At 55.7% G+C, this 20432-nt stretch carries 20 protein-coding genes; 15 read left to right on the forward strand and 5 right to left on the reverse strand.

Annotated features, from left to right (window positions below; genetic code table 11):
- Positions 1-651: dihydroorotate dehydrogenase-like protein (locus tag P8Z34_09265; GenBank protein MEJ2550857.1), on the forward strand; the 651-nt coding region annotated here is incomplete at its 5' end.
- A 30-nt stretch (positions 652-681) separates the two neighbouring features.
- On the opposite strand, the gene uvrB is transcribed toward P8Z34_09265, so the two are convergent.
- The 3 genes from uvrB to P8Z34_09280 form a co-directional block, all read right to left on the reverse strand.
- A complete protein-coding gene (gene uvrB, locus P8Z34_09270) occupies positions 682-2718 on the reverse strand; it encodes an excinuclease ABC subunit UvrB (protein ID MEJ2550858.1) in 2037 nt (678 codons plus the stop codon).
- A gap of 166 nt (positions 2719-2884) precedes the next feature.
- Positions 2885-3304 carry a secondary thiamine-phosphate synthase enzyme YjbQ gene (locus P8Z34_09275; protein MEJ2550859.1) on the reverse strand — a complete coding sequence of 140 codons (420 nt, stop codon included), beginning with the start codon at positions 3302-3304 and terminating at the stop codon, positions 2885-2887.
- Positions 3305-3458: 154 nt separating this feature from the next.
- A complete protein-coding gene (locus P8Z34_09280) occupies positions 3459-4523 on the reverse strand; it encodes a CehA/McbA family metallohydrolase (protein MEJ2550860.1) in 1065 nt (354 codons plus the stop codon).
- Between the two features lie 201 nt (positions 4524-4724).
- On the opposite strand from P8Z34_09280, the gene P8Z34_09285 reads away from it, so the two are divergent.
- The 13 genes from P8Z34_09285 to P8Z34_09345 all read left to right on the forward strand — a co-directional run bounded on the left by P8Z34_09285 (position 4725) and on the right by P8Z34_09345 (position 19108).
- A complete protein-coding gene (locus tag P8Z34_09285; protein MEJ2550861.1) occupies positions 4725-5573 on the forward strand; it encodes a DegV family protein in 849 nt (282 codons plus the stop codon).
- Positions 5574-5855: 282 nt separating this feature from the next.
- On the forward strand, positions 5856-6707 hold the full coding sequence (locus P8Z34_09290) for a tyrosine-type recombinase/integrase (GenBank protein MEJ2550862.1): 852 nt from the start codon (positions 5856-5858) through the stop codon (positions 6705-6707).
- 16 nt (positions 6708-6723) lie between these two features.
- Complete coding sequence (locus P8Z34_09295) at positions 6724-7557, forward strand: purine-nucleoside phosphorylase (GenBank protein ID MEJ2550863.1); 834 nt, start codon at positions 6724-6726, stop codon at positions 7555-7557.
- 12 nt (positions 7558-7569) lie between these two features.
- Entirely contained in the window at positions 7570-8298 is a 729-nt protein-coding gene (locus tag P8Z34_09300) for a hypothetical protein (GenBank protein ID MEJ2550864.1), read from the forward strand.
- Between the two features lie 102 nt (positions 8299-8400).
- Complete coding sequence (locus P8Z34_09305; protein MEJ2550865.1) at positions 8401-8937, forward strand: GNAT family N-acetyltransferase; 537 nt, start codon at positions 8401-8403, stop codon at positions 8935-8937.
- Between the two features lie 15 nt (positions 8938-8952).
- Complete coding sequence (locus P8Z34_09310) at positions 8953-10887, forward strand: histidine kinase N-terminal 7TM domain-containing protein (protein ID MEJ2550866.1); 1935 nt, start codon at positions 8953-8955, stop codon at positions 10885-10887.
- Between the two features lie 90 nt (positions 10888-10977).
- Positions 10978-11997 carry a S1 RNA-binding domain-containing protein gene (locus P8Z34_09315; GenBank protein MEJ2550867.1) on the forward strand — a complete coding sequence of 340 codons (1020 nt, stop codon included), beginning with the start codon at positions 10978-10980 and terminating at the stop codon, positions 11995-11997.
- Between the two features lie 71 nt (positions 11998-12068).
- Positions 12069-14303 (forward strand): DNA translocase FtsK 4TM domain-containing protein, encoded by a 2235-nt coding sequence (locus P8Z34_09320; protein MEJ2550868.1) that lies wholly within the window; start codon positions 12069-12071, stop codon positions 14301-14303.
- A 46-nt stretch (positions 14304-14349) separates the two neighbouring features.
- Entirely contained in the window at positions 14350-14964 is a 615-nt protein-coding gene (locus P8Z34_09325) for a CDP-alcohol phosphatidyltransferase family protein (GenBank protein MEJ2550869.1), read from the forward strand.
- A gap of 22 nt (positions 14965-14986) precedes the next feature.
- Complete coding sequence (gene lgt / locus P8Z34_09330; GenBank protein ID MEJ2550870.1) at positions 14987-15793, forward strand: prolipoprotein diacylglyceryl transferase; 807 nt, start codon at positions 14987-14989, stop codon at positions 15791-15793.
- Between the two features lie 177 nt (positions 15794-15970).
- A complete protein-coding gene (locus P8Z34_09335; protein ID MEJ2550871.1) occupies positions 15971-16909 on the forward strand; it encodes an ABC transporter ATP-binding protein in 939 nt (312 codons plus the stop codon).
- On the forward strand, positions 16906-18345 hold the full coding sequence (locus P8Z34_09340; protein ID MEJ2550872.1) for a stage II sporulation protein M: 1440 nt from the start codon (positions 16906-16908) through the stop codon (positions 18343-18345). Before P8Z34_09335 ends, P8Z34_09340 begins: the two co-directional genes overlap by 4 nt.
- A gap of 7 nt (positions 18346-18352) precedes the next feature.
- A complete protein-coding gene (locus P8Z34_09345; GenBank protein MEJ2550873.1) occupies positions 18353-19108 on the forward strand; it encodes an MBL fold metallo-hydrolase in 756 nt (251 codons plus the stop codon).
- 39 nt (positions 19109-19147) lie between these two features.
- Here P8Z34_09345 and P8Z34_09350 read toward each other — a convergent pair whose 3' ends face one another.
- Together P8Z34_09350 and P8Z34_09355 are read right to left on the reverse strand one after the other, a co-directional pair.
- A complete protein-coding gene (locus tag P8Z34_09350) occupies positions 19148-19351 on the reverse strand; it encodes a hypothetical protein (GenBank protein MEJ2550874.1) in 204 nt (67 codons plus the stop codon).
- Positions 19352-19362: 11 nt separating this feature from the next.
- Positions 19363-19809, reverse strand: a complete 447-nt coding sequence (locus tag P8Z34_09355) for a cyclic nucleotide-binding domain-containing protein (protein ID MEJ2550875.1) — start codon at positions 19807-19809, stop codon at positions 19363-19365.
- A 273-nt stretch (positions 19810-20082) separates the two neighbouring features.
- Between P8Z34_09355 and P8Z34_09360 the strand changes: the two genes are divergently transcribed.
- Entirely contained in the window at positions 20083-20406 is a 324-nt protein-coding gene (locus tag P8Z34_09360) for an Hsp20/alpha crystallin family protein (GenBank protein ID MEJ2550876.1), read from the forward strand.
- Positions 20407-20432: the final 26 nt, after the last annotated feature.

Below are 20432 nucleotides of genomic sequence, written 5' to 3' on the forward strand. Positions count from 1 at the left end.
TGGCTGGATTTCGCTGGCATGATCGAGGAGGCCGGTGCGGATGGGCTCGAGCTCAACGTGTATTATTTGCCCACCGCGGATACGCTGCTGGGCATGGACGTCGAAAACATGTACATTGACATCCTGCGCGCCGTCCGGGAGCGCGTCGAAATTCCCATCGCTTTGAAATTAAGCCCCTTCTTCAGCGCGCTGCCAAATATCGCCACACAATTCGACGAAATCGGCGCAGATGCGTTGGTTCTCTTTAATCGCTTCTATCAGGCGGACATCGATGTGCGCGAGAAGGAAATCCTGCCGCGCATCAACCTCAGCCGGCCTGAAGACATCTTGCTGCCGATGCGCTGGATCGCGATCCTATACGGACAGGTATCTTGTTCCCTTGCGCTTACCAGCGGTGTACATTCGGGAGAGGCAGTATTGAAGGCCATCATGGTGGGCGCAGATATCGCCAACGTGGCATCCGTGTTGTTGAAGAACAGTATCGAGAAATTGAGCGAGATAATTCGAGATACTGAGAACTTGATGGAAGAATTAGAGATTTCTTCCATACGAGACCTGAAAGGCAGCATGAGCCTTCAGAACTATGTCGAACCGACGGCGTTCGAACGCGCAAGCTACATTAAACTGCTCCAAAGTTTCGGACGGATTTGAAGGTGTTCGACTCAACTCCTAGATGAGACGTCATACGTCTTCGGTCATCGCTCGCGCCCGCATCCAGGGGGGCATGTCCTCTTTATCGACCAGCACCTGTCGCAACTCGAATATTTGATCGCGCAGTGCAGCTGCCTTTTCGAATTCCAACGCTTCCGCAGCGTTCTTCATCTGCTTCTCGAATTCCTTGATCAAACGGGCGAGTTCGTCCTTTGGCAGTTGAGCCGGTGTCAGTGCGTGGTATTCCTCGCGTTCCTCGGCAACGGCTCGGGAGGCGACTTGATCCGTGAGATCGCGAATTTCTTTAACGATACTGACCGGTTCGATGCCGTGTTCCTCGTTGTATTTAATTTGAATCTCCCGTCTCCGCTCCGTCTCGTCGATCGCTCGGTACATCGAGTCGGTGATCTTGTTCGCATACATGATCACCTTGCCGTCGACGTGCCGCGCGGCGCGACCGATAGTCTGGATCAGGGCCGTGTCGGAGCGTAGGAATCCCTCTTTGTCCGCGTCGAGAATGGCGACCAGGGATACCTCGGGTAAATCGAGGCCCTCCCGCAGTAAATTGATCCCTACGACGACGTCATATACGCCCATGCGCAGATCGCGCAGGATGCCGACGCGTTCGATGGTGTCGATCTCGGAGTGCAGATAGTGCACTTTGATGCCCAGCTCCAGAAGGTAGTCGGAGAGATCTTCGGCCATGCGCATCGTGAGTGTAGTCGTGAGTACGCGTTGGCCGATCGCAACCCGGTTCTGGATTTCCCGGATCAGATCATCGACCTGTCCTTCGACGGGCCTGACTTCCACTTCAGGGTCGACGAGACCGGTCGGGCGGATGATCTGCTCCACCACCTGGGACGCAACCCCAAGCTCATACGGTCCGGGCGTGGCAGACGTATAGATGACCTGCCCCGTGCGTTCCTCGAATTCGTCGAACGAAAGTGGGCGATTGTCCAACGCGGAGGGGAGGCGAAATCCGAATTCGACCAGGGTCTCCTTGCGCGAGCGATCTCCGGCGTGCATCCCACGGACTTGCGGGATGGTCATGTGACTCTCGTCGACGATGAGCACGAAGTCCGGCGGGAAGTAATCGATCAACGTCCAGGGAGGTGATCCAACCGGCCGCTGATCCAGATGGCGGGAGTAGTTTTCAATCCCCGTGCAGTAGCCCACTTCGCGCAGCATTTCCAAATCGTAGCGCGTGCGCTGCTCCAGGCGCTGGGCTTCGAGATATTTTTCCTGCTTCTTCAAGAATTCGAGATGCTCTTCGAGTTCCGTTTCGATATCTGTGATGGCGGCTTTCAACTTCTCGTCCTCGGTGATGAAGTGTTTGGCGGGATAGATGCTGACGGTTTCAGCCTCGTTGAGTATCTCGCCTGTCAGTGGATTGAATTTCGCGATGCGTTCCACTTCGTCACCAAAGAAACTGACGCGGATTCCGATCTGTTCGTAGGCCGGCAGCACTTCCAGCGTATCTCCACGCACGCGGAATACGCCGGGCTTCAGTTCGATGTCATTACGCTGGTAATGGCATTCTACGAGTTGGCGTAAGACAGCATTGCGTCGATAGCGTTGGCCTTTTTCCAGATTGATGACGACCCGGCCGTAGGCTTCCGGGTTGCCGATGCCGTAGATGCTCGAAACCGAGGCGACGACAACAACGTCCCTGCGTGAAATAACGGAGGTCGTCGCTGACAACCGCAGGCGGTCGATCTCTTCGTTGATCTGTGTTTCTTTTTCGATGTAGAGATCGTGCTTGGGGACGTAGGCTTCCGGTTGATAATAATCGTAGTACGAGACGAAGTATTCAACCGCATTTTCGGGAAAAAACGAGCGGAATTCTGCGTAGAGCTGCGCCGCGAGGGTCTTGTTGTGAGCCAGAATGAGGGCCGGGCGCTGCACCTTTTCGATCACTGAGGCGATGGTAAAGGTTTTTCCGGTACCCGTCGCACCGAGTAGAACTTGATGTTCGAACCCCTGATTGAGGCCCTGCACCAGTTCCTCGATGGCTTCTGGTTGATCTCCCATCGGTTCGAATGGGGAATGTAGCCGGAATGGCGGCATGGCTCCTCCAAGTACGCTCCCCCAATGCGAACATATGATCTATGATTATACCACGCACCTCACCGGCGGAAAGTCGATCTTCCATCAGGACGATTTCCTACTCCAAGGTACGACAGGTCGCCGGTTGGGCAGGAAATCCGTCATCCGAAAGCGACGCTGTCGCATCTCACTCCCCGACGATCTTGATCAGGACCCTTTTTCGCCTGCCGCCGTCGAATTCTCCGTAGAAGATTTGTTCCCACGGACCGAAATCCAATTTGCCTTCCGTTATAGCCACGACGACCTCTCGGCCCATGATTTGACGCTTCATGTGGGCATCGGCGTTGTCTTCACCCGTGCGGTTATGCTGGTATTGACTGATCGGCGCATGCGGCGCGAGTGACTCCAGCCAAACCTCGTAATCCTGATGCAGCCCGCTTTCGTCGTCGTTGATGAAAACAGAAGCCGTGATGTGCATGGCATTGACGAGCACCAGGCCTTCCTGAATGCCACTTTCCACCAATGCGTCATTCACTTGGGGAGTTATGTTGATGAAGGCTCGTCTGGCCGGGACCTCGAACCAAAGTTCTCGGCGGAAAGTTTTCATGGAACACGCTCCTTTTGCGCTCGTGGAATTTCATTATTTGCGTTCGACTGGATAAACGCCAACTTGTATTGAATTATCAGAAATGACACGGGAATGTCATCGATGTGGTATCTGCCGCTCTCGCATCAGGCTGCAGGATCTCGCCTGGTTAAATTCATGACACGTAAATGGGATTGCTGTATATCCACCCGCAGCGTCTACCTTCGAAGTCAATATGCACTTCCACGCGGTATGCACCCGGTGCATGTACCGTATAGACCGCTGTGTCTCGATTTTTCCACCTGCGTAGTTGTTCCCCGTTGTGAATGAGGCGAATCTCTGCGCGGCGCGGCGATTTGATCTGCAGGGTCACGCCGTTTCGTGCTGGTATCGAATCGCCCATAATGACCTGATCGTCTGCTCCTTGTGCGCTGAAGCGAAAGCCGTTTGTGGGCGCCGGCAGGTCGAACCCGACGAAGCATCTGCCGCGGGATATGCTGTGAAACAACAAGCGTCGGTCGTGATTCGCATCTCCGACGAGCGCGTTTCGGGTCAGGACATGCGTGTTCACCGCGCGATAGAGAAATTCGTACGGCAGGACGATCCGCTTGAAAGGCCCTTTGCGGTAAGGTGTTGCGTGTGCGTCTGCGCCTCCGATGGCGACGATGCGTTTCCCGGACGCCAGGAGTCGATCCCAGCGTTCAAGCACCTCGGGAAACGGCCCCTGGCCGCTGCGTTTGGGACTGTATGCCAGCAGGAAGGCCACGGGCAGCGAACTGAGATGGGATTTGAATTCACTCATGAAATTCCAGATCTCGAATCCCGTATAGCCGCTCACGTCCCAATCCACCCAGGATAAATCGGATTCGCCGAACAACGGCGCTGCCGGGTCGACAGGATGGGCGATGAAGCAAAGCCCGCCCGCTCGCTGGACTTCGTCGATCAGTTGCTGTGGCTCGGCCGCAAAAGGCGCCAGTTCCTTTCGGGCTTCGAAGACGAGCAGGTGGTTTTTCTGAGGGTCACGCACCTGGTCGTGGATCTCCTCCCCCGTCAACAGCAGTACACGGTCCTTACCCAGGTAACGATATCCGTCCATGCCGTCGACCCAAACATTGTGGTCGGTTACGACGATGAAGTCCAGGCCCGCCTGGATCGCTGCGCGGGCGATCTCAACATGGCTGCCGTGGCCATCCGAATAAATGGAGTGATTGTGCATGTTGCCGGCATATTCGTGAAGCAAGGGAATTCTCCGTGTTGGAATAACTCGTGCGTAAAGGATAGCACAAGCTATCTACGGCTTCAATTTCAAAGTTACCTCGCTGGAAAATTCGTGTATCATGAAGGGAGATGCTGGTCTTGTAACCTCTGCTCGCACGTGGGGTTTTAATAAGTACTGGTATCTTCGTATCCATTTTCACACCATATTCATGGAGGAGGACTTATGAGCGATTATGCAATTGTAACCGACAGTCTCTCATCGTTACCGCAGGAACTCATCGATCGTTTTCAGATCATCGTAGTGCCGCAGGTGTTGATCTGGGGTGAAGAAGAATTCCTCGATGGAGTCAACATTACCCCGACGGAATTTTATACGCGTTTGAGGACCGATCCGGTCATGCCCACGACGTCACAAGCGACGGTCGCCTCTTTCCAATCCGTCTTCGAACCCCTGGCTTCCCAGGGGAAAGAGATTCTGACCATCGTGGGTTCCTCGAAGTTGACGGCAACATTGAATTCTGCCGAACAGGCCAAAGGCCTCTTCCCGGATGCGAGGATCGAAATACTGGACTCGATGGGAGTCGCCATGGCGCTGGGTTTCCAGGTCCTGGCAGCCGCGCGCGCCCGTGAAGCGGGGAAATCGTTCGCTGACGCCGTGGCTACGGCGAAGAAAGCGAAGGAGCAATCGGGTGTGCTCTTCGTCGTGGAGACGCTTGAATACCTGCACCGTGGCGGCCGCATCGGCGGAGCTTCGCGGCTGCTGGGGACGGCGTTGAATCTCAAGCCGCTGTTGGAATTACAGGAAGGACGGGTTGAACCCGTTGAGCGCATCCGCACCAAGGCCAAAGCCCATAACCGGCTCGTGGAAGTGATCGTGGAGCGCCTCAAGGATCAGCCCGACGTGCGTCTGTCAACGCTCCACGCCGACGCAGAAGTGGATGCGCACGCCTTGATGGAGGCGGCGAAGAAGCACCTCGATCCCATCGAGACCGTTTATTCCGAAGTCACTCCGGTCATCGGAACGCATGCGGGACCGGGCACCGTCGGATTGGCATACTCATACGGAATCTAATTTACACCACGAAGATACATCCGGGATCAGCATACCATCGACCGGGCAGCATGCGTCCGGTCGATGGACTTTTCATGAGTTTCCGCAGCTCATGATCAGATACGAGAGGCCAAATCGGCGCTGTTCGCATCAGCGGCTGGAATTCTCATACAGCTATTTTCTCCGGGTTCTCGCTGGATTCGATGTGGCGTGATTCGAAGCCCGCAACTACACTTATGGTAAGTATTTGACCTGTGAATGGTATAATGACGGTCGCCGGGCGGATTTAATCAAGGAAACGCGATGAATGACGTGATCGGTCGATTCCTGCGGTATCTCGAAGTAGATCAGGAACGTGCTCAGAATACGATCTTGGCGTATGAAACTGATATCCGCCAATTCGTCCAGGTTTTGTCCGCCGTTTCCGAGCAGCCGATTGAACCCGGTCATATCGATGAGCAGAAGCTGGACAAGTATGTTTCCTGGTTGAACCGCCAGGGGTACAAGACTTCCACCGTTGCCCGGAAGATCGCAGCCGTACGGACCTTGCTGGACTATATGCATTCCCGTGAAGGCCACGATACCCGAACGATGTTGGATATGCTGGATTTACCCCAGAATCCTCGCCAACCCCCCAAGGTGCTGACGACGACAGAAGTAGAAAAATTACTCCGGACCGCTTCGCAGGACAGCTCGCCGCGGGCAATGAGGGATTCGGCGGCGCTGTCATTGATGTACGCCACCGGTTTACGCGCGGTCGAACTGATCTCGCTGAACGCCAGTGACATCGATCTGCAGTCCGGCGCCATTCGGGCGAATGCAACTTATTCGCACAAGATTCCCATCCGGGATGCGCTCCATCCCTTAAGAACTTACATCGAGAAAGGTCGGCCCTATTTGCTGCGAACGCCGGAAGTCAGGGCGTTGTTCGTCAATCAACGCGGCAAACGCCTCAGCCGGCAGGGATTGTGGTTGATCGTCAAGCGCTGGGCCGAGGAAGCCGGGTTGGGCAGCGAAGTTTCCCCACAAACGATTCGACACTCACTCGTGCGACATCTTCTGGAGCAAGGCAAGTCTCGACGCGAGGTTCAAGATTGGCTGCGTCTTTCGAGTCCGAATACATTGTGGCTTCATAAGCGCTCAGATCGCCAATGATCACTGGAGTGAATAAATGGATCTGATTACGACAGCAGATATCGACAACACTGTAGCGTTCATACGGGCAAGAACCTCCGTTCAACCCGAGATCGGCATGATTTTAGGTTCGGGCCTGGGCGCGATCGCCGACGCCGTGGCGGCGGATGAAAAGATTGCGACGGGGGATATCCCCGGATGGCCCGTATCGACGGTGCACGGGCATGCGGGGCGAGTCGTCGTAGGTCATCTCGAAGATCATCCCGTATTCGTGCTGCAGGGCAGGGCGCATTTCTATGAAGGTCATCCCATCTCGCAGATCGGCCTTCCCATCCGGGTCATGTATCGCCTCGGCGTACGCATACTGATCGTGACCAATGCGGCCGGGGCCGTCAATCCGGATTTCGAACCGGGCGACTTGATGTTGATCAGCGATCACATCAATCTCCTGGGAATGACCGGCAACAACCCGCTGCGCGGTCCAAACCTGGATGAGTTCGGACCTCGTTTTCCTGACATGGGGAAGGCGTACGATCCAGCTTTGGGGATGCTGGCGAAAGAAGTGGCGCTCGAAGAGGATGTTCCCTTGCGGAAGGGAGTTTATGTTTGCGTATCCGGCCCTTCGTACGAAACGACCGCGGAACTGCGCTTCCTGCGGATCATCGGTGTCGACGCCGTCGGAATGTCCACGGCACCCGAAGTGACCGTCGCACGGCACTGTGGTATGCAAGTTCTTGGCATCTCGGGGATCAGCAACAAGGCGAATTTGGACGGTGAAACCGAGACCACGCACGAGGAAGTGCTTGAAGCTGGAAAGATCATAACCCCCAGGCTGAAGACGCTCATCTGTGGGGTGCTGCGCAGAATTTAATGTAGAAGGCAAATGGAAGATTTCCTGCTCTTCTTTGAAGAGCAACAGACGTGGATCTACCTGGCATTAGCGATCATCGGTGCGGTCTATCTGCGATTCTTATTTGTTGCTTATCGGACTTCGCGTAGGGCTTTTTATGCGTTGGAGCGGGAGCGCAGCTTGAACCACATGAGAAGATCGATCGCCATGTTGTTACTCGTTTTCGCCGGAATGACCGCCACGTTTTTGATCGTTAACTTTGCCAGCCCAAGCATCCCGGTTTCCCTCCGGCCGACGCCCTTACCGACGATCTCTTTACTGGCGACGCCGATCGGCTCGAGCGCACAGGTAGAAGAAGGTTCGACCGACGTAACTGCGGAGATTCCTTCCGCGCCGGATGGTTCAGGATGTTTGAATGAGAATGCCACGATCCTTCAACCGCAGAACGGTGAAACAGTCAGCGGTACGATCGTCATCCTGGGCGTTGCCAACATACCCAATTTTGCGTTCTACAAGGTGGAGTATCGTCGTCTTGACGGCGAATGGGTGACCATAACCGCAGGTTCTACGGCGGTTTGTGAGACGTGCGGTGGTTCGGATGAAGAAGGCACGGGCACGCCGGAGGAAACCCTTCAATTGGGAACCTGGGACACGCGTCTCGTTGAGCCGGGAACTTATGGATTCCGTCTGGTCGTGCTGGACACGGAAGGTAATGCGCCATTGCCTTGCGAAATACAAATTCAGATCTTGCCTGCGCAATGAGCGAATCGGTAAATCCGGCATTCACAGATGGATCTTAAATCGGGATGTTCGGCTGATCGTTCCGGTGAATAAATTACACAAGGAGTCCAGGTCAGTTTCATCATGAATATGATTTCTATTCGGGAAGCTATTTCGAGTGACATACCCACGCTCATCGCTTTTGATCACGGCTATGGCACCGATCACGTTTGGCAGATGTCTTTCGAGCGAGAGCCTTCGGCGGTGGGGGCGACCTTTCGTGAAGTCCGCTTGCCTCGTGCTATGCGGGTCGGCTATCCGCGTGACGCTGAGCGGTTAGCGGACGAATGGACGCGCCGGGCGGTTATCCTCGTAGCCGAAAATGAAGAGTCACTCCAGGGATATCTGGCGATCGTGGAAGGCCCCTCGGAGAACATGTACTGGATCACGGATCTCGTCGTCAGCCTGCGGTCCCGGCGCCAGGGAATAGCTTCGAGGCTGATACTGGCTGCACGTGAGTGGTGCCGCCAACGAAATGCTTTGCGGTTATTTCTGGAGATGCAAAGCAAGAATTACCCTGCGATCTGCCTGGCAAAAAAGATGGGCTTTGTGTTTAGCGGGTACAGCGACCAATACTATTCGGATCAGGACATCGCGTTGTTTTTCTCGATGTTACTTTGAGTGTAAAAAGATTCAATGCTAGAAACAATAACCTCCGTTTTAATCACTCTGAATCAGATCCTCGATGCTGGAAATACGATCACCGCATTCTCGTTACTTTTGTATACACTGACGTTCAACATCCGGGAACGCGTGGCGCAATCGCTGGCGTTGATGCTTCTGTGTGTCACCATCGTGTATTTCGGCGACGTGCTCACCAGCACGGCGACATCCAACGCCGAGATGCAGATTTGGCTTCGCTTCCAGTGGGTGGGAATCGCTTTTATTCCTGCGACCTTGCTGCAGCTTTCGGATGCGCTGCTCGCGGCTACCGGGCGTCCCTCCCGCGGGCGCAGAAGGCTTGTGATCTGGATCAGCTACATGATTGGCAGCCTTGCTTTACTCAGTGTGGGGCGGCGGCAGGATATCGCCGTAGGCCTCCAGCAAGTGGACTCGATCGTTTACCTCACCCCGGGGCCCTGGTTTCCGATCTTTACGCTGTTCCTGCTCGTCATCGTCGGCTTCGCCGGCGTCAATCTGTGGAGATCGTACAGACGCTGCCTGACCCGAACGAGCAGGCGGCGCATGCGCTACCTGATGTTCGGATCGCTGGGTCCGCTGTTTGGATCGTTTCCGTTCATGATGGTGAGTCAATCGGCGTTCGCCGAACATACCTGGATCATCTGGGTGGCGATCACCTTGATCAACATGGCGGTTGCGATTCAAATGGTGATGGTCTCCTACTCCGTGTCCTACTTCGGCGTAAGCTATCCGGATCGGGTTGTGAAGAGTCGACTTTCGCAGTGGCTGCTGCGCGGACCGATAGTCGTTTCGACGGTGTTGGCCGTGACGGTCATTGTCAATCGTATCGGTGTGCTGATCGGCTATGAGAACAGCCGGGCCGTGCCGTTTGCCATGGTGGCGGTCTTGCTGCTGCTGCAGTACGTGATCACGATCGTGCGGCCGAAGATCGAGCGCTGGTTTTTTTACGGACGAGATCGGGGTGACGTCACGCGCTTGCAGTTGCTGGAAGACCATCTTCTGACCACCGGGGACCTGCGTCAATTCCTTGAATCGATACTCAACGCAGGCTGCGACGTGCTCGGAGTGGGTTCGGCGTTCGTTGCCGTCGTCGGCCCGGAAGGATTGGAGCTCGAAGTTGCCGTCGGACCGGAAAACCCGTTCCGCGGTACGGATGAACCATCCCCACTTTTAATGACCCAAAATGAACGGCAGCATTTCGAGCATCTGGGCGCCGTATTCCTGTGGGACGTGTACTGGTTGATTCCCATACATTTCATGCGCTCAGACGATGTGATCGGATTGGTCGGATTCCAGGCGCGCAGCGTGAAACCGGATTTCAGCCACGAAGAAGAGATCAGTATCAAGGCGCTTGTCGATCGAGCGGCGGTGGCTCTGGCAGACCGGCTGCTGCAGCGTGAAGTATTCAGCGTCGTGGATCGTCTGGTTCCGGAGATGGAAGAAATTCAACGCATGCGAGCGGAATCAAGCTACGGCAGCGCGGAGTCGTTGGCGGAACCCATCGAAGATCTGCCTTCAGACAAGGATGTCGTCGAGCTCGTTCGCGATGCATTGGGGCATTATTGGGGTGGGCCGCGGCTCACGCGGAGTCCATTACTGGGATTACGCGTCGTACGCCGGGAGGTAGAGGATCACGAAAACAACCCGGTCAACGCACTGCGGGCGATCCTGCGCCGTGCCATCGAACAGATTCGCCCGGAAGGCGACCGTCGTTTTACCGCCGAATGGATGCTATACAATATTCTCGAGATGAAATTCCTCCAGGGACGCAAAGTGCGAGACGTTGCAATGCGCCTGGCAATGTCAGAGGCGGATTTATATCGCAAACAACGGATCGCCATCGAAGAGGTGGCCCGCGGAGTTACACAAATGGAGCGGGAAGTTGTCGCTTCGGAGTTGGGTGGGGAGGTGGATGATTCGAACGACTGACATTTTGCACTTTTTATGGAATAGAGTATCCTATTTTTAATTTTCGGTAGGGATACCCGCGTGAGAAATTGTAGCGATTGAGGACAGGCGATGGACGAGGGTTTGGATAATGAACGAATGGGGGGACCGCCGCAAATGGACGAATCTTGGTGGTCGGCAGTGCTGCAGGATGAAGGACGTTATCAATCGGCGGATCGAGAACGCTCGCCTCAAACAAAGTGCGATAAAACGGACAACGTAGGCGACGCGCAGGATTGGACCTGGGCGAAAGATCTCTACGAGCGGGACGACACCGTCAATTTGAACGTCATCGGCTATAACCGCGGCGGATTGCTCGTCGAGGCTCGAAGTCTGCGCGGCTTCATTCCGGTCTCTCATCTCGTCGACGTTCAGCAGGATACCGATAACGATGACTTTAGCGAACTGCTCGAGAGCATCGTAGGCAGTGAATTAACACTGAAGGTGATCGAGTTCGAACCAGAGCGAGGACGCCTCGTGTTTTCGGAACGCGCCGCGCTGGCCGGACCTGGAAAACGGATGGAATTGCTCGCAAATCTCAAGCCGGGAGAATGCGTGGAAGGGAAGGTCACGAACATCACCCGCTTCGGGGTCTTTGTGGACCTGGGCGGCGTCGAGGGTCTGGTCCATGTTTCCGAATTATCATGGGGCCGGGTGCGGCATCCATGTGATGTCGTCAATTGCGGTCAGACCTTAAAAGTTCACGTTCTCTCGGTCGATCGGGATCTGGGCCGGGTTGCTCTGAGTTTGAAAGATCTGCTTCCCGACCCATGGAATGCTGTCGATAGTCGTTATCATGTCGGCGAAATCGTCGAGGGGACGGTAACCAACGTGGTCAAATTCGGGGCTTTCGTTGGCATCGAAGAAGGTTTGGAAGGCTTGATCCACGTCTCTGAACTGGGAGACGGCAACTTGCTGCACCCTCGCAACGTCGTGCGCGAGGGCGAAAAAGTGCGGGTTCGAATCATCCACATCGACGCAGAGGATCGTCGTTTGGGTTTGAGCTTACGGCAGGTGTCCCAACACGATGCTGATGATGATGCTGGCGAAGAAAACCCAGACTCCTCCGCGGATTATTCCTCAATCCTCTAGCGGGAGACCGGTGAGTAATATCAGGGCAGCGCCTGCGCGCCCGTATTTACCTTTCTTGCGGACACAAGGGAATGCGTATTACTGATTCGAAGGATGAACTTCGCAGCTCGAGCAGCGATTCGACCCCGTCGGATGCGGGAATCGGTTGGCTGATTCTCGAACGTGCCTTGCGCTACGCCGACGATATTGGAGGTATCGTTCTGGTGGCGGCGGCTCTGCTGACCGTCCTTGGTATCAGCGGAGGGACCCACGGCGGGTTGATCGATCCCTGGGCAGCTTTCATAAAGCGCTGGTTTGGCCTCGGTGCAATCTTGTTCCCGCTGGTGATGATATTTGGTGCGCTGCAGCTCTTCAACCGGCGTAGAGGCCGTCCCGTCGAGGTGAGATGGTCACAAATCATCGCCCTGGAACTGGCGATATTCGGCCTGCTGGCGATCTTCGCTTTCATTGACGGCATGGATTTGCCTCGAGCAGAGAGCGGCCATGCCGGTGGTATTGTGGGTTGGGGGATCGCCACGCTGCTGGATTCACTCGTCGGCGGAATCGTCAGCATCGCAGCGCTGCTGCTGTTGACCGCCGGCGCTGGTGTTTATGCGCTGCGAGGCGTGTTGGCGCGCTATGCGCTGCGCGTGCAGGAGACGGCAGAACGTACGACTTTACCGGCGGCGGCTTTTCCGGAGGAGGAAGTTCCGGAAGCGAGAGCCGCACGTTCGCAGTCAACACAAACGCGACAGCCCTCCATATCTCAACTTCCGCGTGCATACCGTAAGCATTTCAAGGTCGAGCAGGTGGTGGAGGACAGGCCGTCGAAACCTGCAGTGCGAGATGAACGCTTGCCTCCATTGGCCATGCTGGAAGCAGGCCGTGCGGTCAGCGTCACCGAAAAGGAAATCAACCTCGCGGCGGGCCTCATCGAAAAGACGTTGGCGGATTTTGGCATCCCGGTCCGGGTGGTGGATTTCAAAGCCGGACCTACGGTGACCCAGTTTGCCGTCGAACCCGGATACGTCGAGACGGTCGCCATAGACGGGGAAGTACGGCGCAGCAAGGTGAGAGTGTCACAAATCTCTTCCCTGGCGAGCGACCTCGCCCTGGCGCTCTCGGCACCCACATTGCGGGTCGAAGCGCCTGTGCCGGGGCGGGCTTACGTGGGGATCGAGGTGCCAAACCGCAGCCCGGCGGTCGTGCGTCTACGGGGTATTCTCGAATCCGACGAATTCCAATCCGCCAAATCTCCGCTGACGATCGCATTGGGCCGCAATGTTTCCGGTAAGGCGGTCGTCGGCGATCTGGCTTCGATGCCGCACTTGTTGATCGCCGGTACCACGGGTTCCGGCAAGTCGGTGTGCATCACCGCCTTGACGACCACCCTGGCGTTCGAAAATTCGCCGGAAGACCTGCGCTTCGTGATGATCGATCCCAAAATGGTCGAACTGCTGCGCTTCAACGGGTTGCCGCACCTTATCGGCAAGGTTGAAACTGATTTGGAACGCATCACCGGGGTGCTGCGTTGGTGTATGATCGAGATGGATCGCCGTTATCGTCTGCTGGAGGAGGTAAAGGCGCGTGACATCGATTCCTACAATCGAAAAGTCAGGCGCAAACGGAATGCGGAGCGTCTGCCGCGCATCGTGGTGATGATCGATGAACTCGCCGATGTGATGATGATGGCTCCCGATCAAACGGAACAAACCCTGGTGCGTTTGGCCCAGATGGCGCGTGCGGTCGGAATTCACCTTGTGCTGGCGACGCAACGGCCGAGCACCGACATCCTCACCGGCCTGATTAAAGCCAATTTCCCGGCAAGGATTTCGTTCGCGGTAGCGTCCAGCGTCGATTCGCGCGTCATTCTGGACGGCTCTGGTGCGGAAACGCTGCTGGGCCGCGGCGATATGCTCTTCCTGTCGCCCGAAGCGGGAGCGCCGGTACGCCTGCAGGGCGTTTTCGTCAGCGATCGCGAGATCGAAGGTCTGGTGGAGTACTGGCGCAATGAGGTGGGCGTACGCTACCAGAGCGAAAAACCGCCCTGGGACGATTTGATCGCACGCATCGCCATGGTCGAGGAGCGCGATGAAATCATCGAACAGGCGATCGCGCTCGTCAAGGAAAAGCGAGAAGCCAGCGCCTCCATGCTGCAGCGCGGCTTGCGTATCGGCTATCCCCGCGCAGCCAGATTGATGGACGAACTCGAGGAATTGGGCGTGGTGGGACGTCCACAATCGGGCGGCCGCACGCGCGAGGTACTCATCGGCATGGACGACGATCCGCTCATGGATCAAGTCGAGGATGAGGACGACGATGCTTGACTGGACCGATAAGCGGCGTTAGGATTGCACGACCCAAGGAGAATTCATGCAGGTTGATGACACAGCACGCGCAGAAAAGCCGACGCTCACTGACATGCTGCGGGTCCGTTTCAAGGGTGTGGTCGATCCGGCCGCTAGGTTCATCGGACGGCTTGGAATCACTCCCAACATGCTCACGTTGACCGGCCTGGCGGGCAACATCGTTGCGGCTTTCTTCCTCTCACGGGGCGAATTGTTGGTCGGTGGATTGATCATTCTACTCGTAGGCCCATTGGATGCATTGGATGGCGCCCTGGCGCGTCTGCGGGACGAGCCATCCCCTTTCGGGGCTTTCCTCGACTCGGTAACCGACCGCTATTCGGAACTGTTCATCTTCGGCGGATTGATGCTCTATTACGTGCAACGCGGGGATTGGCTCTGGGCTAGTGTGGTGTACGCCGCGGCTGCGGGTTCGGTTCTCGTTTCCTATACCCGCGCCCGTGCGGAAGGCGTCGGTTTCATGGCCAAGTATGGGCTGCTGACGCGCGCCGAGCGTTTTGTCATCCTGATCCCCAGTTTGATTTTCAACTTTGCAGAGATCGGTCTTGCACTGATCGCGATCTTCGCTAATTTTACGGCCCTACAGCGCATCTATCACGTCCGTCAACAAGCTCGAGATTGACAATTCGACTTTCGAGGTTCTTATGATCACTATCGACGCGCAAGGCATTCACATCGGTATCCTCTACTTCCGTTTCTACGGCATGATCATCATGTTCGGAGCGGTCATGGCGGCGTGGCTGGCACAGCGCATGCTGCGCAAGATGGGCCAGGATCCGGAAATGGTCTGGGATGGCTTTTTCTGGGTCATCATATTCGGCATCATCGGTGCCAGAATCTATCACGTGCTGACCCCCTCGAAATACTCTGGTATCACGACCGAGTACTACCTGCATCATCCGCTGCAGATTTTGAAGATGTGGGACGGCGGACTGGGCATGCCGGGTGCGATCATCGGCGGCGCAATAGGGATTTACATCTTCGCCAAACGACGGGGAATTTCCTTTGCCATGCTGCTGGATGCGGCTGCGCCGGGCGTCGCGCTGGCGCAAGCTATCGGCCGCTGGGGCAATTTCGTCAACCAGGAGCTGTACGGGCAACCGACCGACGTGCCGTGGTGCATCAAGATCGATCCGGCTCATCGTCTTCCGGGATACGGAGAGTTCGATTGTTTTCATCCCCTTTTCCTGTACGAGTCGATCTGGAACTTGCTGAATATGTTTTTTCTGCTGTGGCTGTTCCGCAAGTACCGGAAGAATCTCATCAATGGGGACCTGTTCCTGGTTTACATGATTACTTACCCGATCGGACGATTCCTGCTGGAATATCTGCGTCTGGATTACGTTCAGATCGCAGGTATCAATTTCAACCAGGCGTTGATGCTCGTCGTGGCGATCCTGGTGGCCTCCTTTCTTGTCATCCGTCATCGTCGAAAGCCGAAGACAACCTGAGTCGATTTCCTTTCCAGCTTCGCGCACGTGTCGGAGATCGTCCTTCATTGGGTTGAAAATTGGTCTCCTTCACAAGTACGCTCAATGCAGCCGTACGTAGTTAAAATGGGACGTTCTACCCGATTGTGAGCGTTTCTCCATGCTGATATACTTCATCGCACAGGATATGTACCGGCGATGATTGAGACGTTTAATTTAACCAAGCGTTTTGGAGACCTGACGGCGGTCGACGATCTCTGTCTCCGGGTTGAACCCGGAGAAGTGTTGGCGCTGCTCGGACCGAACGGTGCCGGGAAGACGACCGCCATTCGCATGATCGCCTCGATCTTGCAGCCAACCAGTGGACGTGCGCTAATTCTCGGATTCGATACGGCCACCCAGGCGGTGGAGATTCGTCGTTCGATCGGACTGCTCACCGAACATCATGGCCTCTACACGCGCATGCGAGTTGCCGAATATTTGGAATTTTTTGGAAGGATCTACGGTCTCCCCGAGGAAGTCATCGACGAGCGGATCGAGGATCTGCTACGCCGCTACGGCCTGCACGAAGCTCGAGAGCTACGTCTGGGGCATTATTCGAAGGGGATGCGCCAGAAATTGGCGCTGGTGCGGGCGATGCTTCACGATCCGCCGATATTGCTCCTGGATGAACCGACATCGGCGATGGATCCATCGAGTGCGCATATGGTGCGTGAAAGCATCCGCGGTTTCCGTTCGACGCGGCGTACGATCATCGTATGCACGCACAACCTGCATGAGGCGGAGCTGCTGGCCGATCGCATCGCCATCATCCGCAAGGGAAAGATCATTGCGGAAGGCAGTCCTGCATACCTGAAACGATCTCTGCTCGGGTCTCCCGTGTGGGAGTTGCGTGTAGCCGACGTCCTGGACGGCGCGGTGGATGTTCTCCCGGCAGATTTAGAACCCATCGCAAGTGGTGAAAATTGGCTGCGTTATCATACGGAACAGCCGGAAACGGATAATCCCCGCATTCTTCGCGCTATGGTAGAGGCTGGATTGTCTGTCGTGACGCTTGCGGAAGTCGAGCGCAGCCTGGAGGACGTGTATCTGCAGGTCGTCGGCAGGGATGGAGTATCGAGGATAGAGGGCGAGTGACACAGAGAGTCGGTATCCTGCGAAATAATTTCTACGGCGCCTGGATCATTGCCAGGCGTGAAATACGAGACCAGCTGCGCGATTGGCGCATCCTGACCCCCATCATCCTCTTGACTTTGTTCTTTCCGCTGCTGATGAATTTCACGGCCGGTCAGGCTGTGGATTTCGTCGCCCGATACGGAGCGGACATCGTAGGCGAGCGCCTCATTCCCTTCCTGCTCATGGTCGTCGGTTTCTTCCCCATCTCTATTTCCCTCGTCATCGCCCTGGAGAGCTTCGCTGGTGAGCGTGAAAGACTCTCCCTGGAGCCTTTGTTGGCCACCCCTCTCACCGACAGCCAACTCTATCTGGGTAAAATAATCGCCTCGGTGATTCCGCCCCTGGCCGCGGCTTTTTTGGGCATAACGGTGTACCTGCTCGGGTTGGTGGTCAGTATCGGTTGGACACCCGATGCATCGCTTTTGGCGCAGATACTGACCCTCACTGCCGCGCAGGCGTTCGTGATGGTAAATGGCGCCGTGGTGATTTCTACGCAGACTACGTCCGTTCGTGCGGCAAATTTATTGGCTTCTTTCATCATCGTTCCCATGGCGGAGTTGATCATCGGCGAGAGCCTGATCATGTTCTGGGGAATCTACAGTGCGCTCTGGTGGATCGTCGTGGCATTGATCATGATCTCGATCGTGCTGAGTCGTATGGGGTTGAGATTGTTCAACCGGGAAGAACTGCTTGGAAAAGAGATCGACGTGATCGATCTGAAGCGTTTGGTGCGGCATTTTCGGCGTTCGTTCGTCGGCAACGCCGCGTCGGTCCCGGAGTGGTTCAAAGATGTCTTTTCGACTTCTCTGCCTCGATTGAAGTGGTCCATTTTAATCACCACGGGCATACTCGTGCTTGGCTACATCATTGGATTGTCATTTGCGGACCGCTACGTTCTGCCGCCCGAATTTCTAAAACTCAACGCGGTGGGCCAGGGCCTGGAAACGCGTATGCGGGAATTTGGACTGCTCACGGAACGTGGTTTGGTGTGGATATTGTGGAACAACGTTCGCGCGCTGATTCTTGCGGCATTGCTGGGAGGTTTTACCCTCGGAATTTTGGGTCAGATCTTGCTCATGGCGCCCTACGGGATAACGGGATATCTCGCGGGAAACGTGATCCTCGCCGGCGGTGATCCACTGCGCTTCCTCGGTGCGCTGATCCTCCCGCACGCCGTCTTCGAATTTCCGGCTGCGATCATTGCCGGCGCGGCGATTCTGCAGCTGGGATTGGCAGCCCTGAGTATTCCCAAAGGGATGTCTTTGAGTGAAGGTTTTATCTCGGCGCTCGCGCAGTTGAGCCGGGTTGTGCTGGGAATCGTACTGCCGCTACTGATTGCAGCCGCCATCGTGGAGGTTTATGTGACCCCGCGAATCGCATTGATGCTATTAGGATGATGCCCCAATGGGCCGTCTGATCATACTTGGCAGCTCGTGGGCCGTACCGGTCGAAGACCACGCCAACACCCACATGGCCGTGGACGGTGAAGAAGGTATCGTGCTCATCGACGCTCCGGGCTCGCCGAGCGTACGCCTCGCTCATGCAGGGATTTCGTTCGACCAGGTTGAGGATTTAATCCTGACTCATTTTCACCCCGACCATATCGGAGGCGTTCCGCTACTGCTGATGAACATGTGGATGCTGGGCAGAGATAAACCGCTAAACATCTACGGATCGCACCATTGCCTGGAACGCATCGAAGATGTGATGGGATTTTTCCATTGGGAGGCGTGGCCGAATTTCTTTCCCGTATCATTTCATCGATTGCCGGAGCGAGAACGGATTCCTGTGCTGGAGAAGCAAGATTTTCGAATTTACGCCTCTCCAGTGAGGCATGTAATCCCTACCATTGGTCTGAGAATTGAAAGTACCACCAGTGGGCGAATCATCTCCTATTCTTGTGATACCGAGCCCTGTCCTTCGGTGGCGCGCCTCGCAGCCGGTTCCGATGTGCTCATCCATGAAGCTACCGGCGCGATCGTGGGGCACTCTTCCGCCTCGCAGGCCGGTGCCATCGCACGAGAGGCCGGTGTGGATCGATTGATCCTCATCCATTACAAAGCGGGAAAGATCCAACTGGACAAACTCATCGATCAAGCTCGTGAGACCTTCTCGGGTGAGGTCGTTCTTGCGGAAGATTTCATGGAGATCGATCTCTGACGCGAGACTCCACGCTGGCTAGCGGGTCGCCAGGGTCGATTAACCTTCTACGGGTTTCAAAGTTACGTGAAGATAGTTGAAATCGCCTCGCGGCGGCATGAGGGGGATGACTTCGATGACGGTGTAGCGGATCTTGTCCAACGTGACTTCATCGCCCGCCTTGGGCTCACTATTCGTGTTCGTGATGCCTCCGGGATTTTTACCCCCTAATACCACGTAGCTCACTTTGTATACTTTCGCCACGGCTGTTCCCTTTATCGATTCGAGAAATGGCTGTGTCGCAGCTTGAATGAGAGATCTGCGGCGATGTTCCGCATCACGGTGTAGCCAAGATGATGGTTGTCCTCACACAATCGATCGAAATCGTCCCTCTGGATCACCTGAACGATAGTTTCGTTTGAGATCGCGCGTACCGTCGCAGATCGCAGACCTCGATCCACGAGCGCCATTTCGCCAACGATTTGACCGGGCCCCAGATTGACGACGGTCTTGGGCGCGGGATCCGTTTGGGACTCCTGGCGCAGCACCTCCACGAATCCGTCCTGGATCACAAAAAGTTCATCCCCCGGTCGCCCCTGTTCGGTAATGAGGTCGCCGGCTTTGAACGAGTGCTGGTGGCAAATTTCCAACACGGAATCCAATTCGGCTTCAGAGAGACCCTCGAAAAGTTCGACGCTTTTCAGCACCGCAAGCGGGTCCATAATGACCTCCACGTTCATCGGCGTTCTGCGACGTCGTCGGCCCGTTCAATATCTATTCTACAGTATGTTCCTCGTGGCACAAAATCTGCCTGGAGAGAAGCGTAGCGGAGATGGGGCCATGTGGTAGAATCATGCAGAATTAGGAAGATTCTATCGATTACTTGCACCGATTTGCGTCTACATGGGCTATTTTCAACCGATAAATCCGATTAACCAACCTCGGAAGTCTTGAAATGCTGCCGGGGTTCGGGGGCTTGATTGAGAGAAGCTGGAATGAGTCATCCACACGTCTGGCGACCACCGACGGACATATATGCAACCGATAACGCATACGTCGTTCTGGTCGAGATTGCCGGGATGCGAGGCGCGGATTTCTCCGTAACGTTCGACCGCAGGCGTCTGATCATCAAGGGGAATCGCTCCGACACCAGCACGCGGAAAGCCTACCATCAAATGGAAATTGCCTACGGTGAATTCGAGGTGGAGGTCGTTATTCCGAGCGCCATTGACGTCGAATCGATCGAAGCAACGTACAATGACGGCTTTCTGCGTGTCGTTTTGCCCATCAGCAAGCCGCAGAATATCAAGATTGACTGATCGTGTGCGGTAGATGAATGAGGCTT

Source organism: Anaerolineales bacterium (genome assembly GCA_037382465.1).
In the GTDB taxonomy this organism is placed as follows: domain Bacteria; phylum Chloroflexota; class Anaerolineae; order Anaerolineales; family E44-bin32; genus WVZH01.

Excerpts from the sequence above, each read along its gene's own strand:
- uvrB (MEJ2550858.1), bottom strand. The coding sequence starts at position 2,718 with ATGCCGCCATTCCGGCTACATTCCCCATTCGAACCGATGGGAGATCAA.
- P8Z34_09275 (MEJ2550859.1), bottom strand. The coding sequence starts at position 3,304 with ATGAAAACTTTCCGCCGAGAACTTTGGTTCGAGGTCCCGGCCAGACGA.
- P8Z34_09285 (MEJ2550861.1), top strand. The coding sequence starts at position 4,725 with ATGAGCGATTATGCAATTGTAACCGACAGTCTCTCATCGTTACCGCAG.
- P8Z34_09290 (MEJ2550862.1), top strand. The coding sequence starts at position 5,856 with ATGAATGACGTGATCGGTCGATTCCTGCGGTATCTCGAAGTAGATCAG.
- P8Z34_09295 (MEJ2550863.1), top strand. The coding sequence starts at position 6,724 with ATGGATCTGATTACGACAGCAGATATCGACAACACTGTAGCGTTCATA.
- P8Z34_09300 (MEJ2550864.1), top strand. The coding sequence starts at position 7,570 with ATGGAAGATTTCCTGCTCTTCTTTGAAGAGCAACAGACGTGGATCTAC.
- P8Z34_09305 (MEJ2550865.1), top strand. The coding sequence starts at position 8,401 with ATGAATATGATTTCTATTCGGGAAGCTATTTCGAGTGACATACCCACG.
- P8Z34_09310 (MEJ2550866.1), top strand. The coding sequence starts at position 8,953 with ATGCTAGAAACAATAACCTCCGTTTTAATCACTCTGAATCAGATCCTC.
- P8Z34_09315 (MEJ2550867.1), top strand. The coding sequence starts at position 10,978 with ATGGACGAGGGTTTGGATAATGAACGAATGGGGGGACCGCCGCAAATG.
- P8Z34_09320 (MEJ2550868.1), top strand. The coding sequence starts at position 12,069 with ATGCGTATTACTGATTCGAAGGATGAACTTCGCAGCTCGAGCAGCGAT.
- P8Z34_09325 (MEJ2550869.1), top strand. The coding sequence starts at position 14,350 with ATGCAGGTTGATGACACAGCACGCGCAGAAAAGCCGACGCTCACTGAC.
- lgt (MEJ2550870.1), top strand. The coding sequence starts at position 14,987 with ATGATCACTATCGACGCGCAAGGCATTCACATCGGTATCCTCTACTTC.
- P8Z34_09335 (MEJ2550871.1), top strand. The coding sequence starts at position 15,971 with ATGATTGAGACGTTTAATTTAACCAAGCGTTTTGGAGACCTGACGGCG.
- P8Z34_09345 (MEJ2550873.1), top strand. The coding sequence starts at position 18,353 with ATGGGCCGTCTGATCATACTTGGCAGCTCGTGGGCCGTACCGGTCGAA.
- P8Z34_09355 (MEJ2550875.1), bottom strand. The coding sequence starts at position 19,809 with ATGGACCCGCTTGCGGTGCTGAAAAGCGTCGAACTTTTCGAGGGTCTC.
- P8Z34_09360 (MEJ2550876.1), top strand. The coding sequence starts at position 20,083 with ATGAGTCATCCACACGTCTGGCGACCACCGACGGACATATATGCAACC.